This window comes from Aeromicrobium senzhongii (assembly GCF_014334735.1).
Taxonomy (GTDB): Bacteria; Actinomycetota; Actinomycetes; order Propionibacteriales; family Nocardioidaceae; genus Aeromicrobium; species Aeromicrobium senzhongii.
In genome coordinates, this window is the sequence record NZ_CP060587.1 from 2,663,253 (window position 1) to 2,687,313 (window position 24,061).

The following is a 24,061-nucleotide window of genomic DNA, read 5'->3' on the forward strand; positions in this document are numbered from 1 at the left end:
CGGATCAGACTGTCGTCTCGAAGGCGGGCAGCTGACGCTTCATGACCTTGCCCGTGGGGTTGCGCGGCAAGGTGTCGAGGAACATGACCCCGCGCGGGACGGCCGAGCGGGCCACGTTGTCCTTGGCGTACTGCACGAGGTCGTCGGCGGTGACGCCGCTGCCCTCCTTGCGCACCACGTAGGCGGCCAGGCGCTGGCCCCACTCGGGGTCGGCGATGCCGGTGACGACCACGTCGGCGACCTCGGGGTGCTCGACGAGGCAGTCCTCCAGCTCGCGCGGGAAGACGTTCTCGCCGCCGGAGATGATCATGTCGTCGTCGCGGCCGGCCACGAAGAGTCGACCTTCCTCGTCGAAGTAGCCGAGGTCGCCCGAGTCCATGAGACCGGAGTGGAAGGACTTGTTGCGACCGTCGGTGTACCCGCCGAAGGGCATGTCGTTCACGACGTGGATGACGCCGATGTCGCCCTGGGGCACCTCGATGCCGTCGTGGTCGAGGATCTTGACGGTCGTGCGCCACGGGACGCGGCCGGCCGTACCGGGCGCAGCCCGCAGATCCTTCGGGTCGGCGATCGTGATCCAGCTGGTCTCGGTCGCGCCGTAGAAGTTGTAGATCGAGTCGGTGAACATGTCCATGAAGTGCAGGGCCAGGTCGCCGGCCAGGGCCGAGCCGCTGGACGCCGTGATCTTCAGGCTCGACACGTCGGTGTCCTTGACGACCTGGGGGTCGGCCTTGACCATGCGCTGGAGCATGAGCGGCACGACGACCAGGACCTCGACCTTGTACTTCTCGATGTCGCGCAGCGTCTGCTCGGGGCTGAACCGACGCCGGAACACGAACGTGGGGCACGTCGACATGCCGAAGCCCAGGTTGATCAGGCCCCAGGAGTGGAACAGCGGCGCACCGATCGCGACCACCGAGTTGCTGCGATACGGGATCGAGCCGAAGAACGCGAGCACCGGCTTGAGGTCCTCGGGCTCCTTGCGCTTGGCGCCCTTGGGCAGGCCCGTCGTGCCGGACGTGAAGATGATGATCTCGCCGTGCCGGGCCGGCAGCGGCTGGTCGCCGGAGGGCTGGTTGGCGGTCGCCGACTCGATCGACGGCAGGTCGTCGGGCGCGTCCCGGCCGGCCCACGCCAGCATCAGCCGGCTGCGACGCACGTCCTCGACCAGCGGCAGGAACTCCTGGTCGAGGATGAGCAGCTCGGCGCCCTCACGCTCGGCCAGGTCGGTCAGCTGGGCGCGGCTGGACATGGTGTTGAGCAGCAGGATGCGGCCACCGAGCTGCATGACCGCGGTGAGCGCGATCACCAGGTAGCGATGGTTGCGGCACAGCACGGCGACGGAGTCGCCCGGCTGGAGTCCGCGGTCGCGCAGCACCTCGGTGAACTGGTTGATCTGCTTGGCGAAGTTCTCGTAGGTGATCTCGCCGGCGTCGTCGATGATCGCGACCTGCTTGGGGTAGCGCTTGGCGGCGGCGTTGACACCGGAAGGGAGGCCAGGGCCCCACTTCTTGAGTTGGCGCGCAGCGCCGATCATCTTGTGGGGCGGAAGTGCCTTGATGACACCCATGCGCCGCAGCACCTTCAGTTTGTAACCCAGATCACCCATGGACCGGAGCCTAACAGTCAAAACGGCAGTATCCTGCCCGTTTTCAGGACTCTGTGACCAAGCCCTTGTCACGCAACATCCCCAGCACGGACTCGACGCACTCGCCGACCCCGGTCCGGGAGGTGTCGATCACCAGATCGGCGTCGTCGGGCACCTCGTACGGCGAGTCGATCCCGGTGAAGTCGGGGATGAGCCCGGCCCGCGCCTTCGCGTACAGGCCCTTGCGGTCCCGGGCCTCGGCGACCGCCATCGGCGTGGCCACGTGGATGACCAGGAAGGGCGACGTGGGCTCGACCCGCTCGCGCATCGCCTGGCGGGCCGACGCGAACGGCGCGATCGGTGCGCACACCGCCAGTCCGCCCACCTCGGCGACGCGCGCGGCGACCCAGGCGATGCGCGTGAGGTTGCGCTCGCGGTCCTCGCGGCCGTAGCCCAGGCCTGCCGAGAGCTCCTGGCGCACGTCGTCGCCGTCGAGCAGGACCGGGCGCGCGAGCCCTCGGGCCGTGACGGCCTCGACGAGCGCCCGGGCGACGGTGGACTTGCCGGCCCCCGAGAGCCCGGTGAACAGCAGCACGGCGCCCCCGGCCGCTGCGGCACCCGGGTGGCGGAAGTCCAGGTACTCGTCGACGCCCGAGGTGCGCAGGGCGAGTTCCAGCACCTCCTCGGCGGTGCTGGTCTCGCTGACGGCGGGCGCCGCGAGGTACCAGGCGCGAGCGCCGGGGATCTCGTCGGCGCAGTGCCGCAGCTCGTCCATCACGGCCACGTCGGCGGCCGGGACGTCCTGACTGGCCACCCCGATCAGGGCCAGCGGCCGTCCGTCCGCGGCGCGGACGGCACGCATGACGTCGGCAGCGCTCACGCGGCCGGCGAAGAGCGCGACGACGTGGTCGCGCAGGTCCACGGGCACGACCAGACGCAGGGCCCGGGCCGGCGGGTGCTCGGCCGCCTTGAGCGGACGGACGCGACCGGCGACCCAGGTCGTGCGGTCGTCGCGCGGGCGCGTGTCCGCCAGGACCAGGACGGCCAGTGGCGTGTTGTCGGGATCGGTCAGGGTCAGCGAGCCCTGGTCGACGGCCTCACGGGCCGCCTGGGCGGGCACCGCCAGGTGCGCCTCGACCGGCCAGTCCGCCGGAGCCCGGCCGGGCAGGCAGTAGCCGTCGACGGGCGCGAGGAACCGGCCCAGGATCAGCTCCAGCCCGTCGAGCTGCGGGCCTCGCAGGACGGCCGAGGCGCTCATCGGTGCGACTCGTCACGTGCGGCTCTGCGCTGGCGGTTCTCGAGCATCGCGAACGCCGGGAACCCCAGGCGCAACCGGATCACCATCCAGACCAGCGGGGCACCGAAGAGCACCAGCACGAGGATGAGGCCCGTCGTGTCGGTGGGGACGCCGATCAGCTTCAGGCCCGACGCCAGCAGGACGAACGCCAGGGCGCGCCGCACCCACCCACCGGGCAGCCGGGCCGACAACCGCGCCCCGATGTAGGCACCGGGCACCGAGCCGATGATCAACGGCAGCGAGATGGCCAGGTCGAGGTCACCGAAGAACGCGTGGCTGATCGCCGCCGCCGCGACCAGAGGCACCGCCTGGACCAGGTCCGTGCCGACCAGCTGGCTGGCCTTGAGGCCCGGGTAGAGCAGCATCAGACCGATGATCACGAGGGACCCCGAGCCGACGGACGTCATGCCCACCACGAGGCCGCCGACGATGCCCAGCAGCAGCGTGGGCAGGGGTCGCACCTCGCGCTCGGGACGCGACTGGGGCAGCGGCTCACCGCGTCCGTCACGGGTCCGCGCACGCTCGACCAGGCGCAGGTAGGCGCGGACCATGAGCATCGCGGCACTGAGCAAGATGGCCACGCCGAGCGCGATCTTGATCGTCTCCTGGGCCTGCTCGGACTGGCCGAAGGCTCTCAGCACGAGGACTCCGCAGAAGGCCGACGGGACCGAGCCGGCGCACAGCCAGCCCACGAGCTTGAGGTTCACCGTGCCGCGGCGCAGATGCACCGAGGCCCCCACCGGCTTCATCACGGCGCTGGCCACCAGATCGCTCGACACGGCGGTCAGCGGGGGCACGTTGAAGAAGAAGACGAGCATCGGTGTCATGAGCGCGCCACCGCCCATGCCGGTCAGACCGACGACGATGCCGACGATGAAGGCACCGGCCACCAGCGACGAGTCCATGAGGGCCGATTGTGTCACAGCGTCTCACGCCTTCACCGACGTACAGCGGGCCTTCGTCGCGGTGTTAGTGTCGAGCCGCGCCGACGGTGTGGCCGACGCGGAACCCGATCCGCGCGCCATCGCAGCACCGGAGGCACCGATCGACCCGCTGGGGAGGAACCCGTCGATGACCGACACGAGCGACACGCGCCGCTATGGCCTGAGCCAGCTCGACCACCTCGAAGCCGAGGCGATCTTCATCATCCGCGAGCTCGTCGCTGAGAACGAGCATCCCGGACTGCTGTTCTCCGGTGGCAAGGACTCCGTCGTCATGCTCCACCTCGCGGTGCGTGCCTTCGCCCCCGGGCCGATCCCCTTCCCCGTCGTGCACATCGACACCGGGCACAACTTCGACGAGGTGCTCGCCTTCCGCGACCGCGTGGTCGAGGAGCTCGGGGTCCGGCTCATCGTCGGATCGGTGCAGGAGGCGATCGACGAGGGCTTCGTGCGCGAGGAGCCCAACGGCTCGCGCAACCGCATCCAGACCCCCGTCCTGATCCGTACGGCCGAGCGCCACGGGCTCTCCGCGCTGTTCGGCGGCGCCCGTCGCGACGAGGAGAAGGCCCGCGCCAAGGAGCGCGTCTTCTCCTTCCGCGACGACTTCGGCCAGTGGGACCCCAAGAACCAGCGGCCCGAGCTGTGGGGCCTGTACAACGGCCGGATCCACCCGGGCGAGAGCATCCGCTGCTTCCCGCTGTCGAACTGGACCGAGCTGGACATCTGGCAGTACATCGCCCGCGAGAACATCGAGCTGCCGGACATCTACTACGCCAAGGAGCGCGAGGTCTTCTTGCGCGACGGCATGTACTTCACGATCAACCAGCACTGCCGCCCCCGCGACGACGAGGAGGTGTTCGTCGAGTCGGTCCGCTACCGCACCGTCGGCGACGCCACCTTGACCGCGGCGGTCCCCTCGACCGCCGCCACGCCGGAGGAGGTCGTGGCCGAGGTCGCGGCCACGCGGATCACCGAGCGCGGCGCCACGCGCGGCGACGACAAGGTCAGTGAGGCCGCGATGGAGGATCGCAAGAAGGAGGGCTACTTCTGATGGACATCCTGCGATTCGCCACGGCCGGCTCGGTCGACGACGGCAAGAGCACGCTCATCGGCCGGCTGCTGTTCGACTCGAAGTCGATCTTCACCGACCAGCTCGAGGCCGTCGAGGCCACGAGCGCCAAGCGCGGCGACGAGTACACCGACCTGGCCCTGCTGACCGACGGCCTGCGTGCCGAGCGCGAGCAGGGCATCACGATCGACGTCGCCTACCGCTACTTCTCCACGCCCAAGCGCAAGTTCATCATCGCCGACACCCCCGGGCACATCCAGTACACGCGCAACATGGTCACGGGCGCCTCGACCGCCGACCTCGCGATCATCCTGGTCGACGCGCGCAAGGGCCTGCAGGAGCAGAGCCGCCGCCACGCGACGCTGGTGTCCCTGCTGCGGGTGCCCCACATCGTGCTGGCGATCAACAAGATGGACCTGGTCGACTGGTCCGAGGACGTCTACCGCGAGATCAGCGACGAGTTCGTCGACTTCGCCGCTCGCCTCGAGTTCACCGACGTCACCACCATCCCGCTCTCGGCCCTGACCGGCGACAACGTCGTCACGCGCTCGGCCGAGATGCCCTGGTACGACGGACCGTCGCTGCTGCACCATCTCGAGAACGTCTACATCGCCAGCGACCGCAACCTGGTCGACGTGCGCTTCCCGGTGCAGTACGTCATCCGGCCCCAGAACGGCCAGGGCGACTACCGCGCCTTCGCCGGCCAGGTCATCAGCGGCGTCCTGCGCCCCGGCGACGACGTCATCGTGCTCCCCAGCGGCCTGCCCACCAAGATCAAGGCGATCGACACCGCCAAGGGAGAGCTCTCCGAGGCCTTCTCCCCCATGTCCGTGACCGTCCGGCTGGAGGACGAGGTCGACGTGTCGCGCGGCGACATGATCGTGCGCCCGAACAACATGCCCACGGTCACGCAGGATCTCGACGCGATGATCTGCTGGATGGACGCCGAGCCGATGCGCGTCGGGAGCAAGTACGCGATCAAGCACACGACGCGGTCGGCACGGGCGCTCGTCAAGGAGATCCGGTACGAGCTCGACGTCAACACCCTGCACCGGCACCAGTCGCCGTCCGACCTGCCGCTCAACGCGATCGGCCGGGTCATCCTGCGCACGACGCAGCCGCTCATGGTCGATCCCTACCAGCGCAACCGGCAGGGCGGCGCGTTCATCCTGATCGACGAGGCCACCAACCGGACGGTCGGCGCCGGCACCATCACCGAGCACTGAGCCCGGGAGCGTCGGCTCAGCCGAAGCTCCCGGCCTCGCTGCGCTCGATGTACCCGCGCAGCCGGGTGCTGGAGGTGTGGAGCGTGTACGGGAAGTACACGACCCGGGCACCCACGTCCCGCATGGCCTGCTCGAGCCGCTCGCCCTTGGGCGACCCGCGCCAGTCGTCGCCCTTGAAGATGGCGTCGAAGCTGCGGTCGCGCCAGGCCAGGCGCTTGTCCTCGCTGTGATCGACGATCACCTCGTCGACGAAGCGCAACGACGCGACGATCTCGAGGCGCTCGGCCAACGGCACGACCGGCTCGCGTCCCTTGAGACCCAGGACGTACTCGTCACTGGCCACGCCCACGACCAGGGTGTTGCAGTGCTCGCGGGATCGGCGCAGCAGGTTGAGATGACCGATGTGGAACATGTCGAACACGCCGCTGGCGTATCCGACCTCGACGGTCTCGACGGTGCTCACCAGGCGCCCTTGCGGTTCAGGACCACACCGATGGTCTTGACCAGGATCGAGAAGTCCATCCGCAGGTTCCAGTTGTTGACGTACATCAGGTCGAGCCGGATGGACTCGTCCCACGACAGCGTCGAGCGACCGCTGACCTGCCACAGGCCGGTCATGCCGGGCTTGACGTGCAGGCGACGCCAGACCCACTGGCTGTACTGCGAGGTCTCACTCTCGAGCGCGGGCCGCGGACCGACCAGGGCCATGTCGCCCAGCAGCACGTTGAACAGCTGGGGCAGCTCGTCCAGGGACGTCTGGCGCAGCAGTCGGCCGATCCGGGTGACGCGGGGATCCTGCGTCATCTTGAACAGGGGCCCGGCACCGTCGTTGAGCTCGCGGAGCTCCTCGACGCGCTGGTCGGCGTCGAGGACCATGGTGCGGAACTTGAAGATGGTGAACGGCACGCCGTCCTTGCCCGTGCGCTCCTGGCGGTAGATCACCGGCCCGGGCGAGTCGAGCCGGATGGCCAGCGCGATGAGCGCCATCAGCGGGGCACCGAGCACGACCGCCAGCAGGGCGACGGACCGATCGAAGAAGGCCTTGGTCGCCTGACCGACGAGGTGACTGTTCGGCGGGTCGAGCGCGAGCGCCAGCTGGTCGCCGACCTTCGTGGGCCGGACGAACTCGACGTAGTCGTTCATGTCGGTCAGGACCAGGCACTCGACCTCGGCGCGCTGCAGCCCCCAGGCGAGGTGACGCAGGGAGGCGTCGCCCAGCGCCTGGTCGGCGGTGATGACGACCCGCGCCCCGCGCACCGTGCGCAGCAGCTTGGGGACGTCGCGCACGACGGAGTTCACCGTGGCGCTGCCCAGGGGCAGGTTCGAGTCCCACGTGCACCGGCCGACCACGACGAGGTCCTCGCGATCCTCCCAGCGGGCGGACAGCCGGTTGACCGCGTCCGCCGGACCGACCAAGAGCGTCGGGACGCGACGCATGACGGCGCGGTGGACCAGCGCGGACGCGACGATCAGGACCGCAGTGACGCTCAGGACGACGACCGTCGCCCGCAGTTCCGCGGACACGACGTCCGAGACGACCAGGGTGGTGAGGGCGCCCAGCGCGAGCACGGCCAGGAGCCGCTTCGCGGGGCGCAGCGAGCCGGCGCGCTCGTAGGCGGGCAGGGCGGCGAGGCCGAAGCCCAGCCAGACGACGACGCCGAGGGTGACCAGGACCAGGGTTCCGGGCGTGAGGCCGACGACCAGGCCGGCGGCGACGGTTCCGAGCAGGACGATGAGGTGGCCGACGAGGCCCTGACGGACGAGAGTGGCGACAGAGGAACGGCCGGTCGGGATGGCGGTGAGCTCGCGGTGCACGGACGGTGATCCGAACTCAGCCTCGCCGGTGATCGGCTCGACCAGTCGCAGCGGTAGGACGACGTCGTCTCGCCCATCGATCGCTGAACTCATTCCCACTCCCCAATGCGAGCCTTGGTGCCGAGCTGCGGACCCCTCCGCCTCACCTTGCGCTCACGTGCCGTCTCGTGTCTGCGTACCAGCCAAGAGCGTCATGACTCGGTGTCGATACGTGCCCGTGGGCATCCCCCGCTCGACTCCCGCCACTCGATCTCCCCCCGCGCCGGCTTCCCCCACCGACCCGGCATCAAGTGACGCGACGCCCCTGCTTTCCTTTGAAAGTAGGGCATTCACGGCGCATGTGTCCGCGCATTGCACAAATTCACCAGTGTTGCCCAAGTCACATCAGATGTTACTGCGGGTTACAGGAGGGGAATCGCGTCATGCGCGGGAAATCCAGCGCCGGACCGCTGGTATGCGGAGGTTACCTGCAATCACGGGACAAAGCGAGAGTCACGGCTCATCGCCGAAAGACCACGTTGTCCCCTCCCGCACCACGCGCCCCGGGGACCCCGCGACGACGACGTGCGACGGCACCTTCTGACCCCGCACGACCGCGCGGAGACCGACGCACACGTGCTCGCCGATGTCGACGTGTCCGGACACCACCGCGTCGCGACAGAGCCACACGTGGTGCCCGATCGAGATGGTGGCCCCGAAGGGGTTGATCCGCTCCCCCGTGGCCGCGTCCTCCAGCCGGTGCATGTCGTCCGTGGCGATGTAGACCCCCGCCGCCCACAGCTGATCACCGGCGGCGACGACGCGGCCGCCGTTGCGCGCATCCACCACGGGCGAGCGCGTGGCCACCAAGGGTCCGTGCAGGACGACGGAGGACCCGGGCCCGCAGTAGACCTCGCCGGCGGTGAGGACGACGCGCTGGTCCAGGAACACCGTGGCCTCGTCGCCGCCCACCAACAGGGACGTCAGCTGGTCCAGGGGTGCGCCGATCACGATGACGGTGTCGCGGAAGTAGAAGGTGGTGAGCGCCTCGACGACGTGGTCGGGCAGGCGGGCCCCCTCGGCGGCGTAGAGCGCGTTGCCCAGATCGTTCCACCAGGAGGGCAGCGGCCCGTCCATCCGGCGCCAGTCGACCGCCTCCAACCGTTCCGGCTCGACGCCCGCGGCGATCAGTCGCGCCCGGTGCTCGTCGGTCAGCCGGTCGTCGGTACGGGTCAACTGCTGCCACGTCGTCACCGGCCCATTGTCCCGTGGGCTCGGTCCGCGCGGGCGCACCGGTGGCGCGCGCCCCGCGACATCGCGGCGAAATCCACCGCGACCGACCATCCTTGACCAGAACATACTGGGTATACATACTCAGTATCATGAGTGTCAGACACGGACTGCTCGCGCTCTTGGCCGCGACACCGCACTACGGCGCCGAGCTGCGCGCCGAGTTCGAGCGCCGCACGGGCGGGACCTGGCCGATCAACATCGGGCAGGTGTACTCCACGCTGGGCCGCCTGCAGCGGGATGGCCTGGTCGAGCCGGTCGGGGACGGCACGGACGACTACCGCAAGGAGTACGCGATCACCGCGGCCGGACGCGAGGCGCTGGCTCACTGGTGGGACGACCCCTCGCTGACCAACCCCGACCCGCGCGACGAGCTGACCATCAAGCTGGCGCTGGCCGTCGACGCGGACGACGTCGACGTCCGCGACGTCGTGCAACGCCATCGTGCGGCCGGAATCGAACGACTCCGCGACCTCACGGCGCAGAAACGTTCCGGGACCTCCGGACTCGGTGCCGAGCTGGTGCTCGAACGCCGCATCTTCGACACCGAGGCGCTCGTGCGCTGGCTCGATCACGTCGAGGACCGACTCACCACCAAGGACGGACAATGACGATGACACAGCAGGCGGACCGGGACGTGGTCCTGGAGATCCGGGGCGCGACGCGCTGGTACCCCGACGGTGACCTCACCATCCGTGCCGTAGACGGGATCGACCTGACGGTCTCGGTCGGTGAGTTCGTCGCCGTCATGGGCCCGTCGGGATCGGGGAAGTCCACGCTTCTGCGGCTCGCGGGCGGACTCGACCTGCCCGACGACGGCACCGTCGTCGTCGACGGCGTGGACCTCGCCAGCTGCTCCGCCGCCGCGCTGGCGGGCGTGCGGCGGCGCTCCGCCGGCTACGTGTTCCAGGAGCTCAACCTCATCCGCACGCTGTCGCTCACCGAGAACGTCGCGCTGCCGCTGGAGTTGGACGGCATGTCCTTCAAGGCCTCGATGGCCGCTGCCCGTGCGGCGCTGGCAGAGCTCGACCTCATCGATGCCGAGCGGCGGCGGCCGGACCAGGTCTCGGGCGGGGAACGACAACGGGCCGCCATCGCGCGGGCGCTGGTCGGCGAGCGCCGGCTCATCCTCGCCGAAGAGCCCACCGGCTCGCTCGACTCCACGACGGGAGAGGACATCATGAAGCGACTGCGAGAGCGGGTCGACGCCGGAGCCGGAGCCGTCATGGTCACCCACGACCCGCGACACGCGGCGTGGGCCGACACCGTGGTCTTCCTGCGGGACGGCAAGATCGTCGACCGCTCGACCGCGGGCGGTGGCGCGGCATGAGCGGCTCCTGGCGCGTCGCGATGCGCCTCGCCCGCAGGGACGTGAGCGCGCATCGCCGCCGCTCCTTCCTCACCGCGTCCCTCATCGGACTTCCCGTCCTGTTCGCGGGCATCTACACCGCACTCGTCATGGGGGCGACCGACCTCACGTTCGCCGTCGTGCTCTACCTGCCGATCATGCTGCTGATCGTCCTGCTGACGATCCCGGCCTTCGGCGTCACCGCGAGGGCACGACGCGACGAACTCGACCTGCTCGCGTCGACCGGAGGGACGCAGGCCGATCTGCGTCGCACCATCACGGCCGTCGGCCTGGTGACCGGCGTTCTCGGTGCCGCGGGAGGCTTGCTGCTCGCCGTGCCCGGGTGGCTCGCACTCGTCGCGGTGATCAACCGCCTCGACGAGGGACAGCACACCGTCGCATCGCTGGGCGACCTCGCGCTGTGGCCCTTCCTCGCGGCGGTGGCCGTGGGCTCCTCCGTCGCGGCGGCGCTCATCACCGCCGCGACGTTGCCCGCGACGCCCGCCGGACGGGACACCCGGCCCGGCCGTCGATGGCTCGCCGTCGGCATCGTGCTCGTGGCCGCCGGGGCGCTCGGCATCGCCTCGAGAAGCTCCGACTCGATCTTGATCGCCGCCTGGACGACGCTGCTCGGCGCCGGAGTCGCGCTCATGACGCCGACACTGGTCCACGTCACGAGCAAGGCGTCCGCGGCACTGCCACTGCCGGCACGCCTCGCCGCCCGTGACGCCGACCGCCACCGCATGCGCACGGCGCCGGCGATCGCCGCGGTCATGGCGGGCGTCGCGGCCGTCACCGCACTGGGCATCGGCTCGTTCAGCGACAACCAGGACCGCCTCACCGAATCGGTGATCTACCCCCTCCCCGTCGGTGCGGTCACGGTGTACGGCGAGTCCGCCGAGGCCCTCGAGTCGGCCGTGCGCGCCGGAGCCTCGGAGGGGGTGGCCCTGCTGCCGATGGGGACCCCCGCCGAGGACGAACACGTCTCCGTGGAGTTCTCGCATTCCGGACCCTCCGGAATCCAGTACGACAACACCCGGTTCGACGTGGTCGTCGCCGATGCCGACACGGTGCAGGGTTGGGGCGTGGCACTGGAGCCCGAGGCCGTCGCTGCGCTCGACGCGGGACGTGCCCTCGCCGGCCCCACGGCCGCCGTCCGCAACGGTCGCCTCGCCGCAACGCTCGAGGACGTCGACGCCGAGGAGTCCGACTCGGGGACACCGCTGGTCATTCCCGCGGTGCCTGCCGACCTCGAGGGTGAACCGGTGCCCGACGGGGTCAGGAGCCCGCTCGCGCGCGTCGTCATCCCGCCGGACCTGGCCCGGTCGCTCGGCCTGGACTTCGTGGCCACGTCCGCCGTCGTCGATCGCCGCGGTCCGGCGCCCTCCGACGACCAGCTGACGGCGCTGGAGAAGGTGCCCGGCGTCAGCGTCGAGGTCCAGCAGGAGGCCCGCTTCGCGAGCTACCACCTGATCTTCGCCCTGCTCACGCTCCTGGGCGTGGGTGTCGTCGGCCTTTCCACCGCGACCGCCGTCGCGCTGGCCCGGCTGGACGGGCGCGAGGACGCCGCGACCCTCGTCTCCGTCGGCGCTCGCCCGTCGACAACACGGTGGAGCGCTGCGGCCGCCGCCCTGCTGATCGGCGGGCTCGGGAGCATGCTGGGCCTGCTCGTCGGGGTCCTGCCCGGCATGCGGGCTGCGACGTCGATGACCGGTGGCTACGGCGAGGCGTTCGTCGCCATCCCGTGGGCCCTGCTGGCCACGGTCGGCATCGTCATTCCCCTCGTGGTCGCGGGCGTCGCCTTCGCCACTGCGCCGGTGCGCAGCGAGCACGCGACCTCGAGCCTGCGCTGAACGCACGGAACCCCGGCACCGAGGTGCCGGGGTTCCGTGAGGTACAGCAGTGGACTCAGAAGCCCATGCCGCCCATGCCACCCATGTCGCCCATGTCCGGCGCGCCACCGGCGGCGGCGGGCTCGGGCTTGTCAGCGACGACAGCCTCGGTCGTCAGGAACAGCGCGGCGATGGACGCGGCGTTCTGCAGCGCCGAGCGCGTCACCTTGGCGGGGTCGATGATGCCCGAGGCGATCATGTCGACGTACTCGCCGGTGGCCGCGTTGAGGCCCTGGCCGGGCTCGAGGTTCGCGACCTTCTCGGCCACGACTCCGCCCTCGAGGCCGGCGTTGATGGCGATCTGCTTCAGCGGGGCCGACACGGCCAGGCGCACGATGTTCGCGCCGGTCGCCTCGTCACCGGTGAGCTCGAGCTTCTCGAACGCGGCCTTGCTGGCCTGGACCAGCGCGACGCCACCACCGGGGACGATGCCCTCCTCGACGGCCGCCTTCGCGTTGCGAACGGCGTCCTCGATGCGGTGCTTGCGCTCCTTGAGCTCGACCTCGGTGGCCGCGCCGACCTTGATGACGGCCACGCCGCCGGCCAGCTTGGCGAGGCGCTCCTGGAGCTTCTCGCGGTCGTAGTCCGAGTCGCTGTTCTCGATCTCGGCCTTGATCTGGGCCACGCGACCGGCGATCTGGGCCTCGTCGCCGCCACCCTCGACGATGGTGGTCTCGTCCTTGGACGTGACGACCTTGCGCGCCGTGCCCAGCAGGGTCAGATCGGCGTTCTCGAGCTTGAGGCCGACCTCCTCGCTGATGACCTCGCCACCGGTGAGGATCGCGATGTCGGTCAGCATCGCCTTGCGGCGGTCACCGAAGCCGGGGGCCTTGATGGCGACCGACTTGAAGGTGCCCTTGAGCTTGTTGACGATGAGCGTGGCCAGAGCCTCGCCCTCGACGTCCTCGGCGATGATCGCCAGCGGCTTGCCGGTCTGCATGACCTTCTCCAGCACCGGGACCATGTCCTTCACGGTGCTGATCTTGCTGTTGACGATCAGGATGTACGGATCCTCGAGGACCGTCTCCATGCGCTCGGGATCGGTGACGAAGTAGCCCGACAGGTGACCCTTGTCGAACCGCATGCCCTCGGTCAGCTCGAGGTCGAGGCCGAACGTGTTCGACTCCTCGACCGTGATGACGCCTTCCTTGCCGACCTTGTCCATGGCCTCGGCGATGATCTCGCCGACCGTCGGGTCGGCGGCCGAGATGGACGCGGTGGAGGCGATCTGCTCCTTGGTCTCGACGTCCTTGGCCATGTCGAGCAGCTGGGCGCTGATGGCCTCGACGGCGGTCTCGATGCCCTTCTTCAGGCCCATCGGGTTGGCGCCGGCGGCCACGTTGCGCAGACCCTCGCGCACGAGCGCCTGGGCCAGGACGGTGGCCGTCGTGGTGCCGTCGCCGGCGACGTCGTCAGTCTTCTTGGCGACTTCCTTGACGAGCTCGGCGCCGATCTTCTCGTAGGGGTCCTCGAGCTCGATCTCCTTGGCGATGGAGACGCCGTCGTTCGTGATCGTGGGGGCTCCCCACTTCTTCTCGAGGACGACGTTGCGGCCCTTCGGGCCGAGGGTGACCTTCACGGCGTCGGCGAGCTGGTTCATGCCGCGCTCGAGCCCGCGCCGGGCTTCTTCGTTGAATGCGATGGACTTAGCCATGGGTGCGTGTCTCCGACAATGGGTAGAAGTGGATCTAGCACTCTCACTATACGAGTGCTAATCACCACAACTCAAGCCACCCCGCACCGGGGCCGATCCAGCCCGTCAGTGCTGAGGCTGCACGTTCTCGGCCTCGCGTCCCTTCGGGCCGTCGACGACCTCGAGTTCGACGGTCTGACCGTCCTCGAGGGTCTTGAAGCCGTTGATCGCGATCTTCGACCAGTGGACGAACACGTCGTCCTGGCCGTCGACGGCGATGAAGCCGTACCCCTTGTCGGAGTTGAACCACTTGACGGTGCCATGCACCATGTGACCACCTGTTCTGCGCGAAAAGGCCCGCGGCCGGACCCACCTCCAGCGTATCGCCAGCCGTGGCCGCAGCGTGAATCGGATCCGGCGATCGGTGGCTCAGCAGCCGCCGGCGACCGCCGGGATGATCGAGATCTGCGTGCCGTCGACCGTGCGGGTGTCGAGACCGTCGGCGAAACGGACATCCTCCTCCGCCACGTACACGTTCACGAACCGGCGCAACTTGCCGTCCTCGTCGACGATCCGCGCCCGGATGCCGGGGTAGGTCGCCTCGAGCGACTCGATCACGGCGCTGAGGTTCTCGCCCTCGGCGCTGACCTGGGACTCGTCGTTCGTGTAGCTGCGCAAGATGGTGGGGATACGGACGGACACGGCCATGGGGTGCTCCTCAGAAGAAGGGGTGGGTCGGACGGATCAGGCGATGCCGGCCGCGGTGAAGGCGTCGTAGGTGGGGGCGATGGTCGCTCGCGGACCGACCGAGCCGGCGACGGCGTCGAGCGTCTTGAGGCCGTGGCCGGTGTTGATCACGACGGTCTCGAGCGACGGGTCGAGCTGCCCGGTCTCGACGAGCTTCTTCAACACGGCCACCGTGGTGCCGCCGGCGGTCTCGGTGAAGATCCCCTCCGTGCGCGCCAGCAGGACGATCGCGTCGCGGATCTGCTCGTCGTCGACCTCCTCGACGGCGCCCTGGGTGGCTCGCGCGATGTCGAGCACGTAGACGCCGTCGGCGGGGTTGCCGATCGCCAGCGACTTGGCGATCGTGTCGGGCTTGACCGGGCGGATCGCGTCGACGCCATCCTTGAAGGCGGTCGCGACGGGATTGCAGCCCCGGGCCTGCGCGCCGAAGATCCGGCAGGGCTTGTCCTCGACCAGCCCGAGCTCGACGAGCTCCCGGAAGGCCTTGTGCACCTTGGTCAGCTGCGAGCCCGACGCGACCGGGATGACCACCTGGTCCGGGAGTCGCCAGCCCAGCTGCTCGGCGATCTCGTAGCCGAGGGTCTTGGAGCCCTCGGCGTAGAACGGGCGGACGTTCACGTTGACGAACGCCCAGCCCGGGTCCTCACCGGCGATCTCACTGGCGAGCTTGTTGACGTCGTCGTACGTGCCGTCGACGGCCACGAGGTTGTCGGTGAAGATCGCCGAGTTGACCTGCTTGGGCGTCTCGAGGTCGCTCGGGATGAACACGACGGTGCGGATGCCGGCGCGGGCCCCGGCCGCGGCGACCGCGTTCGCCAGGTTGCCGGTGGACGGGCAGGCGAAGACCTTGCTGCCGAACTCGCGCGCGGCACTCAGCGCACAGGCCACGACGCGGTCCTTGAAGGAGTTGGTCGGGTTGGTGCTGTCGTCCTTGACCCACAGTCGCGTCAGGCCCAGCTCGGCGGCGAGGTTGCGCGCGTCGAGCAGCCGGGTGAAGCCGGGCTCGAGGTTGGGGCTGGTCTCGATGTCGTCCGGCACGGGCAGCAGCGCCTTGTAGCGCCAGATGTTCGCGGGCCCGGCCTCGATCTGCTCGCGGGTGACGGTGCCGAACTCGTAGCCGATCTCGAGCGGACCGAAGCACTCGTAACAGGCGTAGTGCGGGCCGAGCTCGCGCGTCGCTCCGCACTCGCGGCACTTCAGGCACGTCGCCTTGCCGAAGGCGCCCTCACGCAGGGGGGTGGTGGTCTGGTCCGGGGTCGTGACGCTCACGAAGGCTCCATTCATCTCTCCGGGCCGGCGTTCGGCCACGGACGGAATTAGCACCTGGCCGGTGATCGGCTGGTTGCTGGGGCTTCGTCGGGCCGTGTCCCTCTGCCCCTCGGGATGAGTGGGTTCAGCGTAGGACGGCGTCTCACGATACGTCTACTGCGTCCAAGTGATGAGACGGACGCCGTGAGGTGCAGCAGGTGCGGTGACCAGTCAGGCCGGCACGAGGGAGTCGGCCAACTCGCTCAGCCACGTCGCGACGGCGTCGGGGCCGTCGAGGACGACGTCCGCGAGCGGCACCAGCGCATCCTGCTCGGCCGAGGCCGAGCACACGAGCGTGACGTCGATGCCGTCGGCGCGCAGCGCGAGTCCCTCCTCGAAGGCGGGGAGGTCGCCGAGGTCGTCACCGGCGTACATGACGATGTGGGGCTGCGTCGGCTCGATCGCCCGGCGCAGCGCCTGGCCCTTGTCCGAGCCCGACGCACGCAACTCGATGACCTGGCGGCCCGGCTCGAGGTGCAGACCGACCTCGGCGGCGAGCGCCTCGATCTGGGGTCGCAACTCGTCGAGCAGACCCGGGGCGACCCCGCGGGTGTGCAGCGCGATGGCCAGTCCCTTGTCCTCGACGCGGATCCGCGAGGCGCCATGGTCCTCGAGCCACTGCGGCAGGCAGTCGGCGAGGTCGGAGACGCCCTGCGGGCGGCTGGGGCGGCGGACCTGGCCGGTGGCCGCGTCCCAGCGCTCGGCTCCGTACTGCCCGAAGACGACGAGGTGCTCCAGACCGGGGCCCTCCTCGAACCGGCCGAGTCGGCGGACCTGGTCGACCGGGCGCCCGGTGATGATCACGATCGCGCCCAGCACGGGCCCGAGACGACGCAGGGCGTCCAGCGACTTCGGGTGGATGTACGCCGCCTCCGGGTCCTCCACGATCGGAGCGAGTGTTCCGTCGAAGTCGAGGGCCAGCAGCATCTGCCCCGGGTCGGTCATGTCCCCATTATGGCGCGGCACGAAAGCTCACCGGGGGCTGGCCAGCACGACGGTGAGCGACGACGAGGACATGTTCGCGGTGGCGGGCATGAGCCGGACGATGCCCAGGTCCTGACCCAGCAGCGCGGCCTCGGCCTGCTGTCCCGCGGGGAAGTAGACCGTGTCCTGTGGCACGCTGCCGCGCCAGTCGGAGACCGCCGCGACGTTCCAGCCGGCACCCCGGGCCTGCCCGGCGACCCGGGCGGCCAGACCGCCGATGCCGACCTGGTTGTAGACGCCGACCGCGATCGAGCGGGTCGCGGTGGGCTCGACGGTCGGCTCGGTCGTGGGCTTCGGCTTGGGCTTCTTCGTCGCCTTCGCCGTGGGCTCGGACTTCTCGGACCTCTGCGCCTTCGGCTTCTTGGTGGCCGTGGGCTCGGCGCTGGCGCCCTTCGACACCTCGGCGGACGCGGCCGGGGGGTCGTCGCTGCGGACGACGCTGATGATGGCCACACCCCCGAGAGCACCCAGGACGAGCCAGACGGCCGGCAGGACGATCAGCGACCACGTGGGCCGGGGACGGCCGAGGTCACGACGATCCTCGGGACGCTCGGGCTCGGGCTCGTGCTCCACCTCAGCGGTCGGAGCCGGTGCGGCGGGCCTGACGCTGGCGCTGACGCTGCGAGCGCAGGCGGCGGAGCCGCTTGACGAGTAGGGGGTCGTGCGCGAGCGCCTCTTCGGAGTCGATCAGCGCGTTGAGGATCTGGTAGTAGCGGGTGGCGGTCATGTCGAACTTGTCGCGGATCGCCTGCTCCTTGGCGCCGGCGTACTTCCACCACAGCCGCTCGAGCTCGAGCATCTCGCGGTCGCGATCGGACAATGTGCCCTCGTGGACCACCGGGTCGTGACTCTCCACCGCTGCCATGGCTCGATGGTACCGGCGTAATCACACGGTTGTCATTCATGTCGGCGAATCGACGCCCGGACGCCCGTCAGTCCCACTCGCGTGCGCCCGTTCTCATCTAGGGTGGGCCCATGGCGCCCGAGCAGACCGACTTCCTCGTGATCGCCAACCGCCTCCCCGTCGACCGTCTCGTCGGTCCCGACGGCGAGGTGTCCTGGCGCAAGTCCCCCGGCGGCCTCGTGACCGCCCTCGAGCCCGTGATGAAGGTCAAGGGCGGAGCCTGGATCGGCTGGCACGGCGCGTCCGACGAGGACCTGCCCGAGTTCGTCCACGACGGCCTGCGCCTCGTCCCGGTCCCCCTGTCCGAGCAGGAGGTCGAGGACTACTACGAGGGGTTCTCCAACGGCACCCTGTGGCCGCTCTACCACGACGTGGTCGTCACTCCGGAGTACCACCGCGAGTGGTGGGACGCCTACGTCACCGTGAACCGGCGCTTCGCCGAGAAGGCTGCCTCGCTGGCCGCTCCGGGCGCGATCGTGTGGGTGCAGGACTACCAGCTCCAGCTCGTGCCCCAGATGCTGCGCGAGCTGCGGTCCGACCTGTTGATCGGGTTCTTCCTGCACATCCCCTTCCCCCCGACCGAGCTGTTCCAGCAGCTGCCGTGGCGTCGCCAGATCCTCGAGGGCCTGCTGGGCGCCGATCTCGTCGGCTTCCAGATGCCCGGCGGCGCCCAGAACTTCGCCCGGTTGGTCCGCCAGCGCGTCGGCCACCGCACCGTCAAGGACACCGTCTTCCTGCCCGACGGCCGCAAGGTCATCGCGAAGGCCTACCCGATCTCGATCGACGCGCGCGGGTTCGAGCAGCTCTCGCGCACACCCGAGGTGATCGCCCGGGCCCAGGAGATCCGCGACAGCCTGGGCAACCCGCGCCACGTCCTGATCGGCATCGACCGGCTCGACTACACCAAGGGCCTGCCCCAGCGCCTGCGTGCGTTCGGCGAGCTCGTCAGCGACGGCGTGATCGACGTCGACGACGCCGTGTTCGTCCAGGTCGCGACCCCCTCGCGCGAGCGGGTCCAGCAGTACCGCATCCTGCGCGACGACATCAATCGGCTGGTCGGCCGCATCAACGGCGACATGGGACGCATCGGCCAGCAGCCGATCCAGTACCTGCACGCGTCCTTCCCCCGCGAGGAGATGGCCGCGATGTACCGCGCTGCGGACGTCATGGTCGTCACCCCGCTGCGCGACGGCATGAACCTCGTGGCGAAGGAGTACATCGCCACGCGCTGGGACGACCGCGGCGCCCTGGTCCTGAGCGAGTTCGCCGGTGCCGCGGGCGAGCTCAGACAGGCCTTCCTGGTCAATCCCCACGACATCAACGGCATGAAGCAGGCGATGGTCGACGCGATGCAGGCCAGCCCCGTCGACCTGCGCAAGCGCATGCGCGCCCTGCGCAAGCAGGTCATGGAGAACGACATCGTGCGCTGGGCCAAGACCTTCCTCGACGAGCTGGCCGCCGTCCGCGACATCGAGCCCTCGGACGGGTGACGACGCAGCTCCCGGCGCGGGTCCGACGCGGCTATGCCCTCGGCAGCGTCGCGACGGGCACGTTCGGCACCGTGCCGGGCCTGCTGCTCCTGCCGTACCTGACCGACACGATCGGCATCGGGACGGCGATGGCGGGCGTGCTGGTCTTCGCGCCCAAGGCGTGGGACGTCGTGCTCAACCCGATCGCGGGCCGGATCAGCGACCGCTCGCGGCACCCCGGGGGACGCCGCCGTCCGTTCCTCGTCCGGGCCGGCCTGACCCTGGCGGTGCTGTTCGCCGTCATGTTCGCCGGCCCCGCCGACCCGCAGGCGCTGGGCGCCGCCTGGGTGGCCGTGGCCTTCCTGGGCTGCGCGAGCGCCTACGCGTTCTTCCAGGTGCCGTACGTCGCGATGCCCGCGGAGCTGACCCTGGACTACGGCGAGCGGACGCGGCTGATGACCTGGCGGGTCGTGGTGCTCGCGCTGGCGATCCTGGTCTCGGGCGCCACCGCGCCGATCGTCGTCGACGAGTTCGGCCACGCCGCCATGGGTGCATACGTCGGCGTCATCATCGCGATCGGCGTCCTGGGCTCCTGGTGGGGCACCCGCGGCGCCCCCGACCACCCCGGTGAGACCGCGACGGGCACGTTCTCCGACCAACTGCGGCTCGTCGGCGCCAACCCGGACTTCCGCGCCGTGCTGCTGACCTTCGTGGTGCAGGCCGCCGCCATCGGCACCGTGCTGGCCGGCGTCGCCTACGTCGCCGACCACCTGCTGGACAGTGCGGCGGCGAACACCCTGTTGTTCGTGGCCTTCGTCGGCCCGGCACTGCTCGTGACGCCGCTGTGGGAGCGGTACGCCGCCACGCGCGGCAAGCGCTCGGGATACGTCTTCGCCACCGGCTTCCTCATCGCCGGGATGGTCGCCCTGCTCAGCGCCCATGCCGGTTGGGTCGCCGTCACGTACGTCGCCGCGGCCCTCGTGGGCATCGGGTACGCGGGCGCCCAGGTGTTCCCCATGGCGATGCTGCCGGACGTCGCCGCCGACGATGCGCGACGCAGCGGCGCCAACCGGGTCGGCGTGTTCACCGGTGTGTGGACCGCCGGCGAGACGCTGGGCCTGGCCCTCGGTCCGGGCATCCTCGCCCTGGCGCTGACGGCCGGCGGCTACGTCTCGTCGACCGGCGGCGAGACCGTGACCCAGCCCGACAGCGCACGCCTGGCGATCGCCCTGGGCTTCTCCCTCGTCCCCGCCACACTCACGGTGCTGAGCCTCGTGCTGCTGCGGGGCTACCGCCTGGACGACCGCCTCAGGAGCGCCGATGTCGCCTGACCAGATTCTCGCCGAGCTGTCCGAGCGGCGCCGCCAGGACCTGCCCACGCACGGTGGCCGGACGCTGGCCTACGTCTACGACTCGGGCCTGGCTGCCGCCGACGAGATCGGCCGTCAGGCGCTGGCGATGTACGCGTCGGCCAACGGGCTCGACCCCACCGCCTTCCCGAGCCTGCTGTCGATGGAGGCGGACCTCGTGGCGTTCGCGCGGACGCACCTGCACGCGGGGGACGCGGTCGTCGGGACGGTCACGTCCGGCGGCACCGAGTCGATCCTGCTGGCGGTCCAGACCGCCCGGGACGCCGCCCGCGTCGAGCGACCCGCGATGGTCGTGCCCAGCACGATCCATGCCGCCTTCGCCAAGGCCGCGCACTACTTCGGTGTCGAGCTCGTCGCCGTGCCGGTCGGGGCCGAGCACCGTGCCGACGTCGCCGCCATGACCGAGACGATCGATCGCCTCGGGGACCGGGTCGTCCTGGTGGCGGCGTCGACACCCTCCTACGCCCACGGCGTGATCGACCCGATCGAGGAACTCGCCGCCGTCACGCGCGAGCGCGGCCTGCGTCTGCACGTCGACGCCTGCATCGGCGGCTGGATCCTGCCGTGGATGCCCGACGCGGCCCCGTGGGACTTCGCGGTGCCGGGCGTCACGAGCATCTCGGTGGACCTGCACAAGTACGCGTACACCCCCAAGGGCGTGTCCCTGCTGCTGCACGCCGACGCCGGGCTGCGACGGCCCCAGTTCTTCGCGTACGCCGACTGGCCCGGTTACACGATGCTCAACTCCACGATGCAGTCGACCAAGTCCGGCGGGCCGCTCGCCGCGGCCTGGGCGGTCGTCCGCCTCATCGGCTCCGAGGGATACCGCGAGCTGGTCGAGCACACGCTCACCGGCACGCGGGCGCTCGCCGAGGGGATCGAGGCCATCGACCACCTGCACCTGGTCGAGCGGCCGGACACCTCCCTGGTCGTCGTGGGCACCGACGACGCCGTCGACGTCTTCACCATCAGCGACCTCATGCTCGACCGCGGCTGGTTCGTGCAGCCCCAGATGCGCTTCGGGGACGAGCCGGCGAACCTGCACCTCACGATCTCGGCCGCCACCGCGGACTCCGTGCCGGAGTTCCTCACGGCGCTGCGCGAAGCGGTGGCCGAGGCGGCCGTGGCCGGTCCCGTCCGCATCGACCCCGCACTGGCCGAGGCCGCGGCGACCCTCGATCCGGACACGCTCGACGACGAGGCGTTCGACGGGCTCCTCGCCCTCGCCGGTCTCGCCGGTGGCGACGGTCAGGTCGCCGTGCCCGACCGGCTCGGTCCGGTCAACGCTCTGGTCGACGTCGCTCCCCCGCGGGTGCGCGAGGCACTCATGGTTGCCTTCTTGGACCGCCTCACGCGCTGAGCCGGCGCATCAGCGTGGCCAGGGTGACCGCGTGGCTAGGGTGACCGCGTGACAGATCCGTGGACGACGCCCGCGATCCTGACCGGATCCCTCGTGCGCCTCGAGCCCCTGACGATCGACCACGCGGCCGGGCTCGCCGCCGCCGGTGACGACGAGGCCGTGTTCGAGCACCTGCGCGGCTGGGACGCGATGGACGCCGACGTGGCCGCGCAGCGGATCGCTCGGACCCTGGCCGACCCGGCGCTCGTGCCGTGGGCGCAGGTCGACCTGCGCACCGGCGAGGTCGCCGGCATGACGTGCTTCTACGACGTGAGCCCTGCGATGAGGACCGTCGCGATCGGGCACACCTGGATCGGCCGGCGCTTCTGGCGCAGCGGGTTGAACACCGAGGCGAAACTGCTGCTGCTGACGCGCGCGTTCGACGAGCTCGGCTGCGTGCGGGTCGTGTGGCACACCGACATCCTCAACCAGCGCTCGCAGGACGCGATCGCCCGGCTCGGCGCCCGGCGTGAGGGCATCCTGCGCAAGCACAAGCTGCGCGACGACGGATCGTGGCGCGACACCGTGACGTTCTCGATGCTCGACGACGAGTGGCCGACCGCCGCACAGCGGCTCCGGACCGCGCTCGAGCGCTGACTCAGACGGAGGAGGCGATCTTGGCCCTGCGCAGGACCCGCTGCGAGGCCAACGACAGCAGGAGCGCCGCCCCCATGGCGGCGATGGTGACGGTGAAGGCCGGGGTCGGACCCTCGGAGCCGAAGGCGCCGTCGGCGGCGCGGCCGGCGATCGACGCACCCGTCGCATAGCCCAGCCCCGTGGCGCCGGCCATGAAGGTCATCGCCGTCCCGATCCGTGCCGGAGGGACGATGAGACCCGCGAGGGCGAAGGCGCTGATCAGGTACGGCGCGACGGCGAAGCCCATCAACGCGATCACCGCGACCAGCTGCGGGATGGTGTGGACGAACATCAGCGGCGAGGCGAGCACGAGCATCGCTCCGGAGGCGATCAGCATCCGGGTGGCGTACAGGACGCTGGCCGGCACCGCCGCCAGCGCGAAGGCAGCGACGACGCTCCCGATGCCGAGCACCGCGTGGATCAGGCCTGCCACGTCGGGGTGGCCCTGATCGGTGGCCAGCACCGTGGTGCCCGTCTGGATGCTGCCGAACAGCACGCCCATGAGGAACACGGCCGCGGCCAGCGACAGGAACGCCGAGGTCCACAGCCGGACGCCGCGCGTGGGCGCGTGCTCGCTGCCGCGCGGCACGAGCGCCGCCGTCCGGTGCGCAGCGAACCACGTGCCGAAGACCAGCAACAGGACCGCGGCGGCGAGCAGTGCCCCCTCGGCGCCGATGAGGACACCGAGGATGCCGACCAGCGCCGGGCCGAGCACGAACGAGGCCTCGTCGCCGGCGCCCTCGTAGGAGAACGCGAGATCGACGAAGCGGTCGACCTCGTCCTTGCGGATGCGGCCCTCGTTGACCCGCAGGGCCAGCACGGGCCGCCAGCGCACGCGCGCCAGCGGGCCGACCTGGGGCATGGCCAGACCGGTGAGCGCCGCGACGACGACGAGCACGGCCGAGGAGACCTCCTGGCCGGCGAAGAACACGATCGAGACCAGGCCCAGCGATCCGGCGACCGACTGGATGAGGACGACGGGGCGCTGACCGATGCGATCGGCGAGCGCGCCGAAGAACGGGGACCCGGCCGCGTTCGCGACCGCGAGGGCGCCGGCCGTGGCGCCGGCGATGCCGTAACGCCCCGTGGCCTGGGCGACCAGCAGCAGCACGCCCATCTGGCTCATCGCGAGCGGAATGCGTCCCAGGAAGGCCACCGTCACGAAC

23 protein-coding genes and 1 riboswitch are annotated in these 24,061 nt (G+C 70.4%); of the genes, 9 read left to right on the forward strand and 14 right to left on the reverse strand.

Translation table 11 applies throughout. The annotated features are described in order from the left end of the window. Positions 1–4: 4 nt before the first annotated feature. The 3 genes from H9L21_RS13120 to H9L21_RS13130 are packed head-to-tail and all read right to left on the reverse strand — an operon-like array spanning position 5 to position 3,790. Entirely contained in the window at positions 5–1,609 is a 1,605-nt protein-coding gene (locus H9L21_RS13120) for an AMP-binding protein (protein WP_154596535.1), read from the reverse strand. A 43-nt stretch (positions 1,610–1,652) separates the two neighbouring features. Next, positions 1,653–2,846 carry an adenylyl-sulfate kinase gene (cysC, locus tag H9L21_RS13125; protein WP_154596534.1) on the reverse strand — a complete coding sequence of 398 codons (1,194 nt, stop codon included), beginning with the start codon at positions 2,844–2,846 and terminating at the stop codon, positions 1,653–1,655. After that, positions 2,843–3,790, reverse strand: coding sequence for a sulfite exporter TauE/SafE family protein (locus H9L21_RS13130; protein ID WP_154596533.1), 948 nt, complete (start codon positions 3,788–3,790; stop codon positions 2,843–2,845). Before H9L21_RS13130 ends, cysC begins: the two co-directional genes overlap by 4 nt. Positions 3,791–3,956: 166 nt before the next feature. On the opposite strand from H9L21_RS13130, the gene cysD reads away from it, so the two are divergent. Beyond that, positions 3,957–4,877 carry a sulfate adenylyltransferase subunit CysD gene (gene cysD / locus H9L21_RS13135; protein ID WP_154596532.1) on the forward strand — a complete coding sequence of 307 codons (921 nt, stop codon included), beginning with the start codon at positions 3,957–3,959 and terminating at the stop codon, positions 4,875–4,877. Then, positions 4,877–6,121, forward strand: coding sequence for a sulfate adenylyltransferase subunit CysN (gene cysN, locus H9L21_RS13140; RefSeq protein WP_154596531.1), 1,245 nt, complete (start codon positions 4,877–4,879; stop codon positions 6,119–6,121). Before cysD ends, cysN begins: the two co-directional genes overlap by 1 nt. A 16-nt stretch (positions 6,122–6,137) precedes the next feature. On the opposite strand, the gene H9L21_RS13145 is transcribed toward cysN, so the two are convergent. From H9L21_RS13145 to H9L21_RS13155, 3 genes are all read right to left on the reverse strand, one after another. Next, positions 6,138–6,584, reverse strand: coding sequence for an FAD synthase family protein (locus tag H9L21_RS13145; protein WP_255467058.1), 447 nt, complete (start codon positions 6,582–6,584; stop codon positions 6,138–6,140). Beyond that, positions 6,581–8,029, reverse strand: a complete 1,449-nt coding sequence (locus H9L21_RS13150) for a sugar transferase (RefSeq protein WP_154596530.1) — start codon at positions 8,027–8,029, stop codon at positions 6,581–6,583. The genes H9L21_RS13145 and H9L21_RS13150 overlap by 4 nt, the downstream gene beginning before the upstream one ends. A 399-nt stretch (positions 8,030–8,428) precedes the next feature. After that, positions 8,429–9,169, reverse strand: coding sequence for an acyltransferase (locus H9L21_RS13155; protein ID WP_255467059.1), 741 nt, complete (start codon positions 9,167–9,169; stop codon positions 8,429–8,431). Positions 9,170–9,297: 128 nt separating this feature from the next. Between H9L21_RS13155 and H9L21_RS13160 the strand changes: the two genes are divergently transcribed. From H9L21_RS13160 to H9L21_RS13170, 3 genes are read left to right on the forward strand one after another with little or no spacing between them, the layout of a single operon-like run. Continuing rightward, the gene (locus H9L21_RS13160) at positions 9,298–9,816 is read left to right on the forward strand and encodes a PadR family transcriptional regulator (protein ID WP_154596529.1); all 519 of its coding nucleotides are present in this window, start codon (positions 9,298–9,300) and stop codon (positions 9,814–9,816) included. Continuing rightward, a complete protein-coding gene (locus H9L21_RS13165) occupies positions 9,813–10,535 on the forward strand; it encodes an ABC transporter ATP-binding protein (protein WP_230081550.1) in 723 nt (240 codons plus the stop codon). The genes H9L21_RS13160 and H9L21_RS13165 overlap by 4 nt, the downstream gene beginning before the upstream one ends. Beyond that, entirely contained in the window at positions 10,532–12,406 is a 1,875-nt protein-coding gene (locus tag H9L21_RS13170; RefSeq protein ID WP_154596528.1) for a hypothetical protein, read from the forward strand. Before H9L21_RS13165 ends, H9L21_RS13170 begins: the two co-directional genes overlap by 4 nt. A 55-nt stretch (positions 12,407–12,461) precedes the next feature. Here the strand turns inward: H9L21_RS13170 and groL are convergent, their stop codons facing one another. From groL to H9L21_RS13205, 7 genes are all read right to left on the reverse strand, one after another. Continuing rightward, entirely contained in the window at positions 12,462–14,099 is a 1,638-nt protein-coding gene (groL, locus tag H9L21_RS13175; RefSeq protein ID WP_154596527.1) for a chaperonin GroEL, read from the reverse strand. Positions 14,100–14,204: 105 nt separating this feature from the next. Further along, the gene (locus tag H9L21_RS13180; protein ID WP_154596526.1) at positions 14,205–14,408 is read right to left on the reverse strand and encodes a cold-shock protein; all 204 of its coding nucleotides are present in this window, start codon (positions 14,406–14,408) and stop codon (positions 14,205–14,207) included. A gap of 99 nt (positions 14,409–14,507) precedes the next feature. Continuing rightward, positions 14,508–14,786 carry a MoaD/ThiS family protein gene (locus H9L21_RS13185; RefSeq protein WP_154596525.1) on the reverse strand — a complete coding sequence of 93 codons (279 nt, stop codon included), beginning with the start codon at positions 14,784–14,786 and terminating at the stop codon, positions 14,508–14,510. Between the two features lie 36 nt (positions 14,787–14,822). After that, positions 14,823–16,094: a threonine synthase gene (gene thrC / locus H9L21_RS13190; protein WP_255467060.1), complete on the reverse strand. Its 1,272-nt coding sequence runs from the start codon at positions 16,092–16,094 to the stop codon at positions 14,823–14,825. Between the two features lie 8 nt (positions 16,095–16,102). Beyond that, positions 16,103–16,215, reverse strand: a riboswitch (SAM riboswitch). Between the two features lie 89 nt (positions 16,216–16,304). Next, a complete protein-coding gene (gene otsB, locus H9L21_RS13195) occupies positions 16,305–17,078 on the reverse strand; it encodes a trehalose-phosphatase (protein ID WP_154596523.1) in 774 nt (257 codons plus the stop codon). 27 nt (positions 17,079–17,105) lie between these two features. After that, positions 17,106–17,690, reverse strand: coding sequence for a LytR C-terminal domain-containing protein (locus H9L21_RS13200; protein ID WP_154596522.1), 585 nt, complete (start codon positions 17,688–17,690; stop codon positions 17,106–17,108). Position 17,691: 1 nt separating this feature from the next. Further along, the gene (locus H9L21_RS13205; RefSeq protein WP_154596521.1) at positions 17,692–17,982 is read right to left on the reverse strand and encodes a DUF3263 domain-containing protein; all 291 of its coding nucleotides are present in this window, start codon (positions 17,980–17,982) and stop codon (positions 17,692–17,694) included. A gap of 110 nt (positions 17,983–18,092) precedes the next feature. Between H9L21_RS13205 and H9L21_RS13210 the strand changes: the two genes are divergently transcribed. Genes H9L21_RS13210 through H9L21_RS13225 form a run of 4 tightly spaced genes read left to right on the forward strand, consistent with a single transcriptional unit; the run spans position 18,093 to position 22,856 of the window. Then, positions 18,093–19,511, forward strand: a complete 1,419-nt coding sequence (locus H9L21_RS13210) for an alpha,alpha-trehalose-phosphate synthase (UDP-forming) (RefSeq protein WP_154596520.1) — start codon at positions 18,093–18,095, stop codon at positions 19,509–19,511. Then, entirely contained in the window at positions 19,508–20,821 is a 1,314-nt protein-coding gene (locus H9L21_RS13215; protein ID WP_187411560.1) for an MFS transporter, read from the forward strand. The genes H9L21_RS13210 and H9L21_RS13215 overlap by 4 nt, the downstream gene beginning before the upstream one ends. After that, the gene (locus H9L21_RS13220; RefSeq protein ID WP_154596519.1) at positions 20,811–22,220 is read left to right on the forward strand and encodes a pyridoxal phosphate-dependent decarboxylase family protein; all 1,410 of its coding nucleotides are present in this window, start codon (positions 20,811–20,813) and stop codon (positions 22,218–22,220) included. Before H9L21_RS13215 ends, H9L21_RS13220 begins: the two co-directional genes overlap by 11 nt. Positions 22,221–22,268: 48 nt before the next feature. After that, a complete protein-coding gene (locus H9L21_RS13225) occupies positions 22,269–22,856 on the forward strand; it encodes a GNAT family N-acetyltransferase (protein ID WP_187411561.1) in 588 nt (195 codons plus the stop codon). 1 nt (position 22,857) lies between these two features. Here H9L21_RS13225 and H9L21_RS13230 read toward each other — a convergent pair whose 3' ends face one another. Beyond that, complete coding sequence (locus H9L21_RS13230; RefSeq protein WP_195849052.1) at positions 22,858–24,057, reverse strand: MFS transporter; 1,200 nt, start codon at positions 24,055–24,057, stop codon at positions 22,858–22,860. Positions 24,058–24,061 lie beyond the last annotated feature (4 nt).

What these genes read in the sequence shown, in the direction of transcription:
- H9L21_RS13130 (WP_154596533.1), bottom strand. Translation starts at nt 3,790, where the DNA reads ATGGACTCGTCGCTGGTGGCCGGTGCCTTCATCGTCGGCATCGTCGTC.
- cysD (WP_154596532.1), top strand. Translation starts at nt 3,957, where the DNA reads ATGACCGACACGAGCGACACGCGCCGCTATGGCCTGAGCCAGCTCGAC.
- H9L21_RS13180 (WP_154596526.1), bottom strand. Translation starts at nt 14,408, where the DNA reads ATGGTGCATGGCACCGTCAAGTGGTTCAACTCCGACAAGGGGTACGGC.
- H9L21_RS13185 (WP_154596525.1), bottom strand. Translation starts at nt 14,786, where the DNA reads ATGGCCGTGTCCGTCCGTATCCCCACCATCTTGCGCAGCTACACGAAC.
- otsB (WP_154596523.1), bottom strand. Translation starts at nt 17,078, where the DNA reads ATGACCGACCCGGGGCAGATGCTGCTGGCCCTCGACTTCGACGGAACA.
- H9L21_RS13120 (WP_154596535.1), bottom strand. Translation starts at nt 1,609, where the DNA reads ATGGGTGATCTGGGTTACAAACTGAAGGTGCTGCGGCGCATGGGTGTC.
- H9L21_RS13165 (WP_230081550.1), top strand. Translation starts at nt 9,813, where the DNA reads ATGACGATGACACAGCAGGCGGACCGGGACGTGGTCCTGGAGATCCGG.
- cysC (WP_154596534.1), bottom strand. Translation starts at nt 2,846, where the DNA reads ATGAGCGCCTCGGCCGTCCTGCGAGGCCCGCAGCTCGACGGGCTGGAG.
- H9L21_RS13170 (WP_154596528.1), top strand. Translation starts at nt 10,532, where the DNA reads ATGAGCGGCTCCTGGCGCGTCGCGATGCGCCTCGCCCGCAGGGACGTG.
- groL (WP_154596527.1), bottom strand. Translation starts at nt 14,099, where the DNA reads ATGGCTAAGTCCATCGCATTCAACGAAGAAGCCCGGCGCGGGCTCGAG.
- H9L21_RS13150 (WP_154596530.1), bottom strand. Translation starts at nt 8,029, where the DNA reads ATGAGTTCAGCGATCGATGGGCGAGACGACGTCGTCCTACCGCTGCGA.
- H9L21_RS13160 (WP_154596529.1), top strand. Translation starts at nt 9,298, where the DNA reads ATGAGTGTCAGACACGGACTGCTCGCGCTCTTGGCCGCGACACCGCAC.
- H9L21_RS13205 (WP_154596521.1), bottom strand. Translation starts at nt 17,982, where the DNA reads ATGGCAGCGGTGGAGAGTCACGACCCGGTGGTCCACGAGGGCACATTG.
- cysN (WP_154596531.1), top strand. Translation starts at nt 4,877, where the DNA reads ATGGACATCCTGCGATTCGCCACGGCCGGCTCGGTCGACGACGGCAAG.
- H9L21_RS13220 (WP_154596519.1), top strand. Translation starts at nt 20,811, where the DNA reads ATGTCGCCTGACCAGATTCTCGCCGAGCTGTCCGAGCGGCGCCGCCAG.
- H9L21_RS13210 (WP_154596520.1), top strand. Translation starts at nt 18,093, where the DNA reads ATGGCGCCCGAGCAGACCGACTTCCTCGTGATCGCCAACCGCCTCCCC.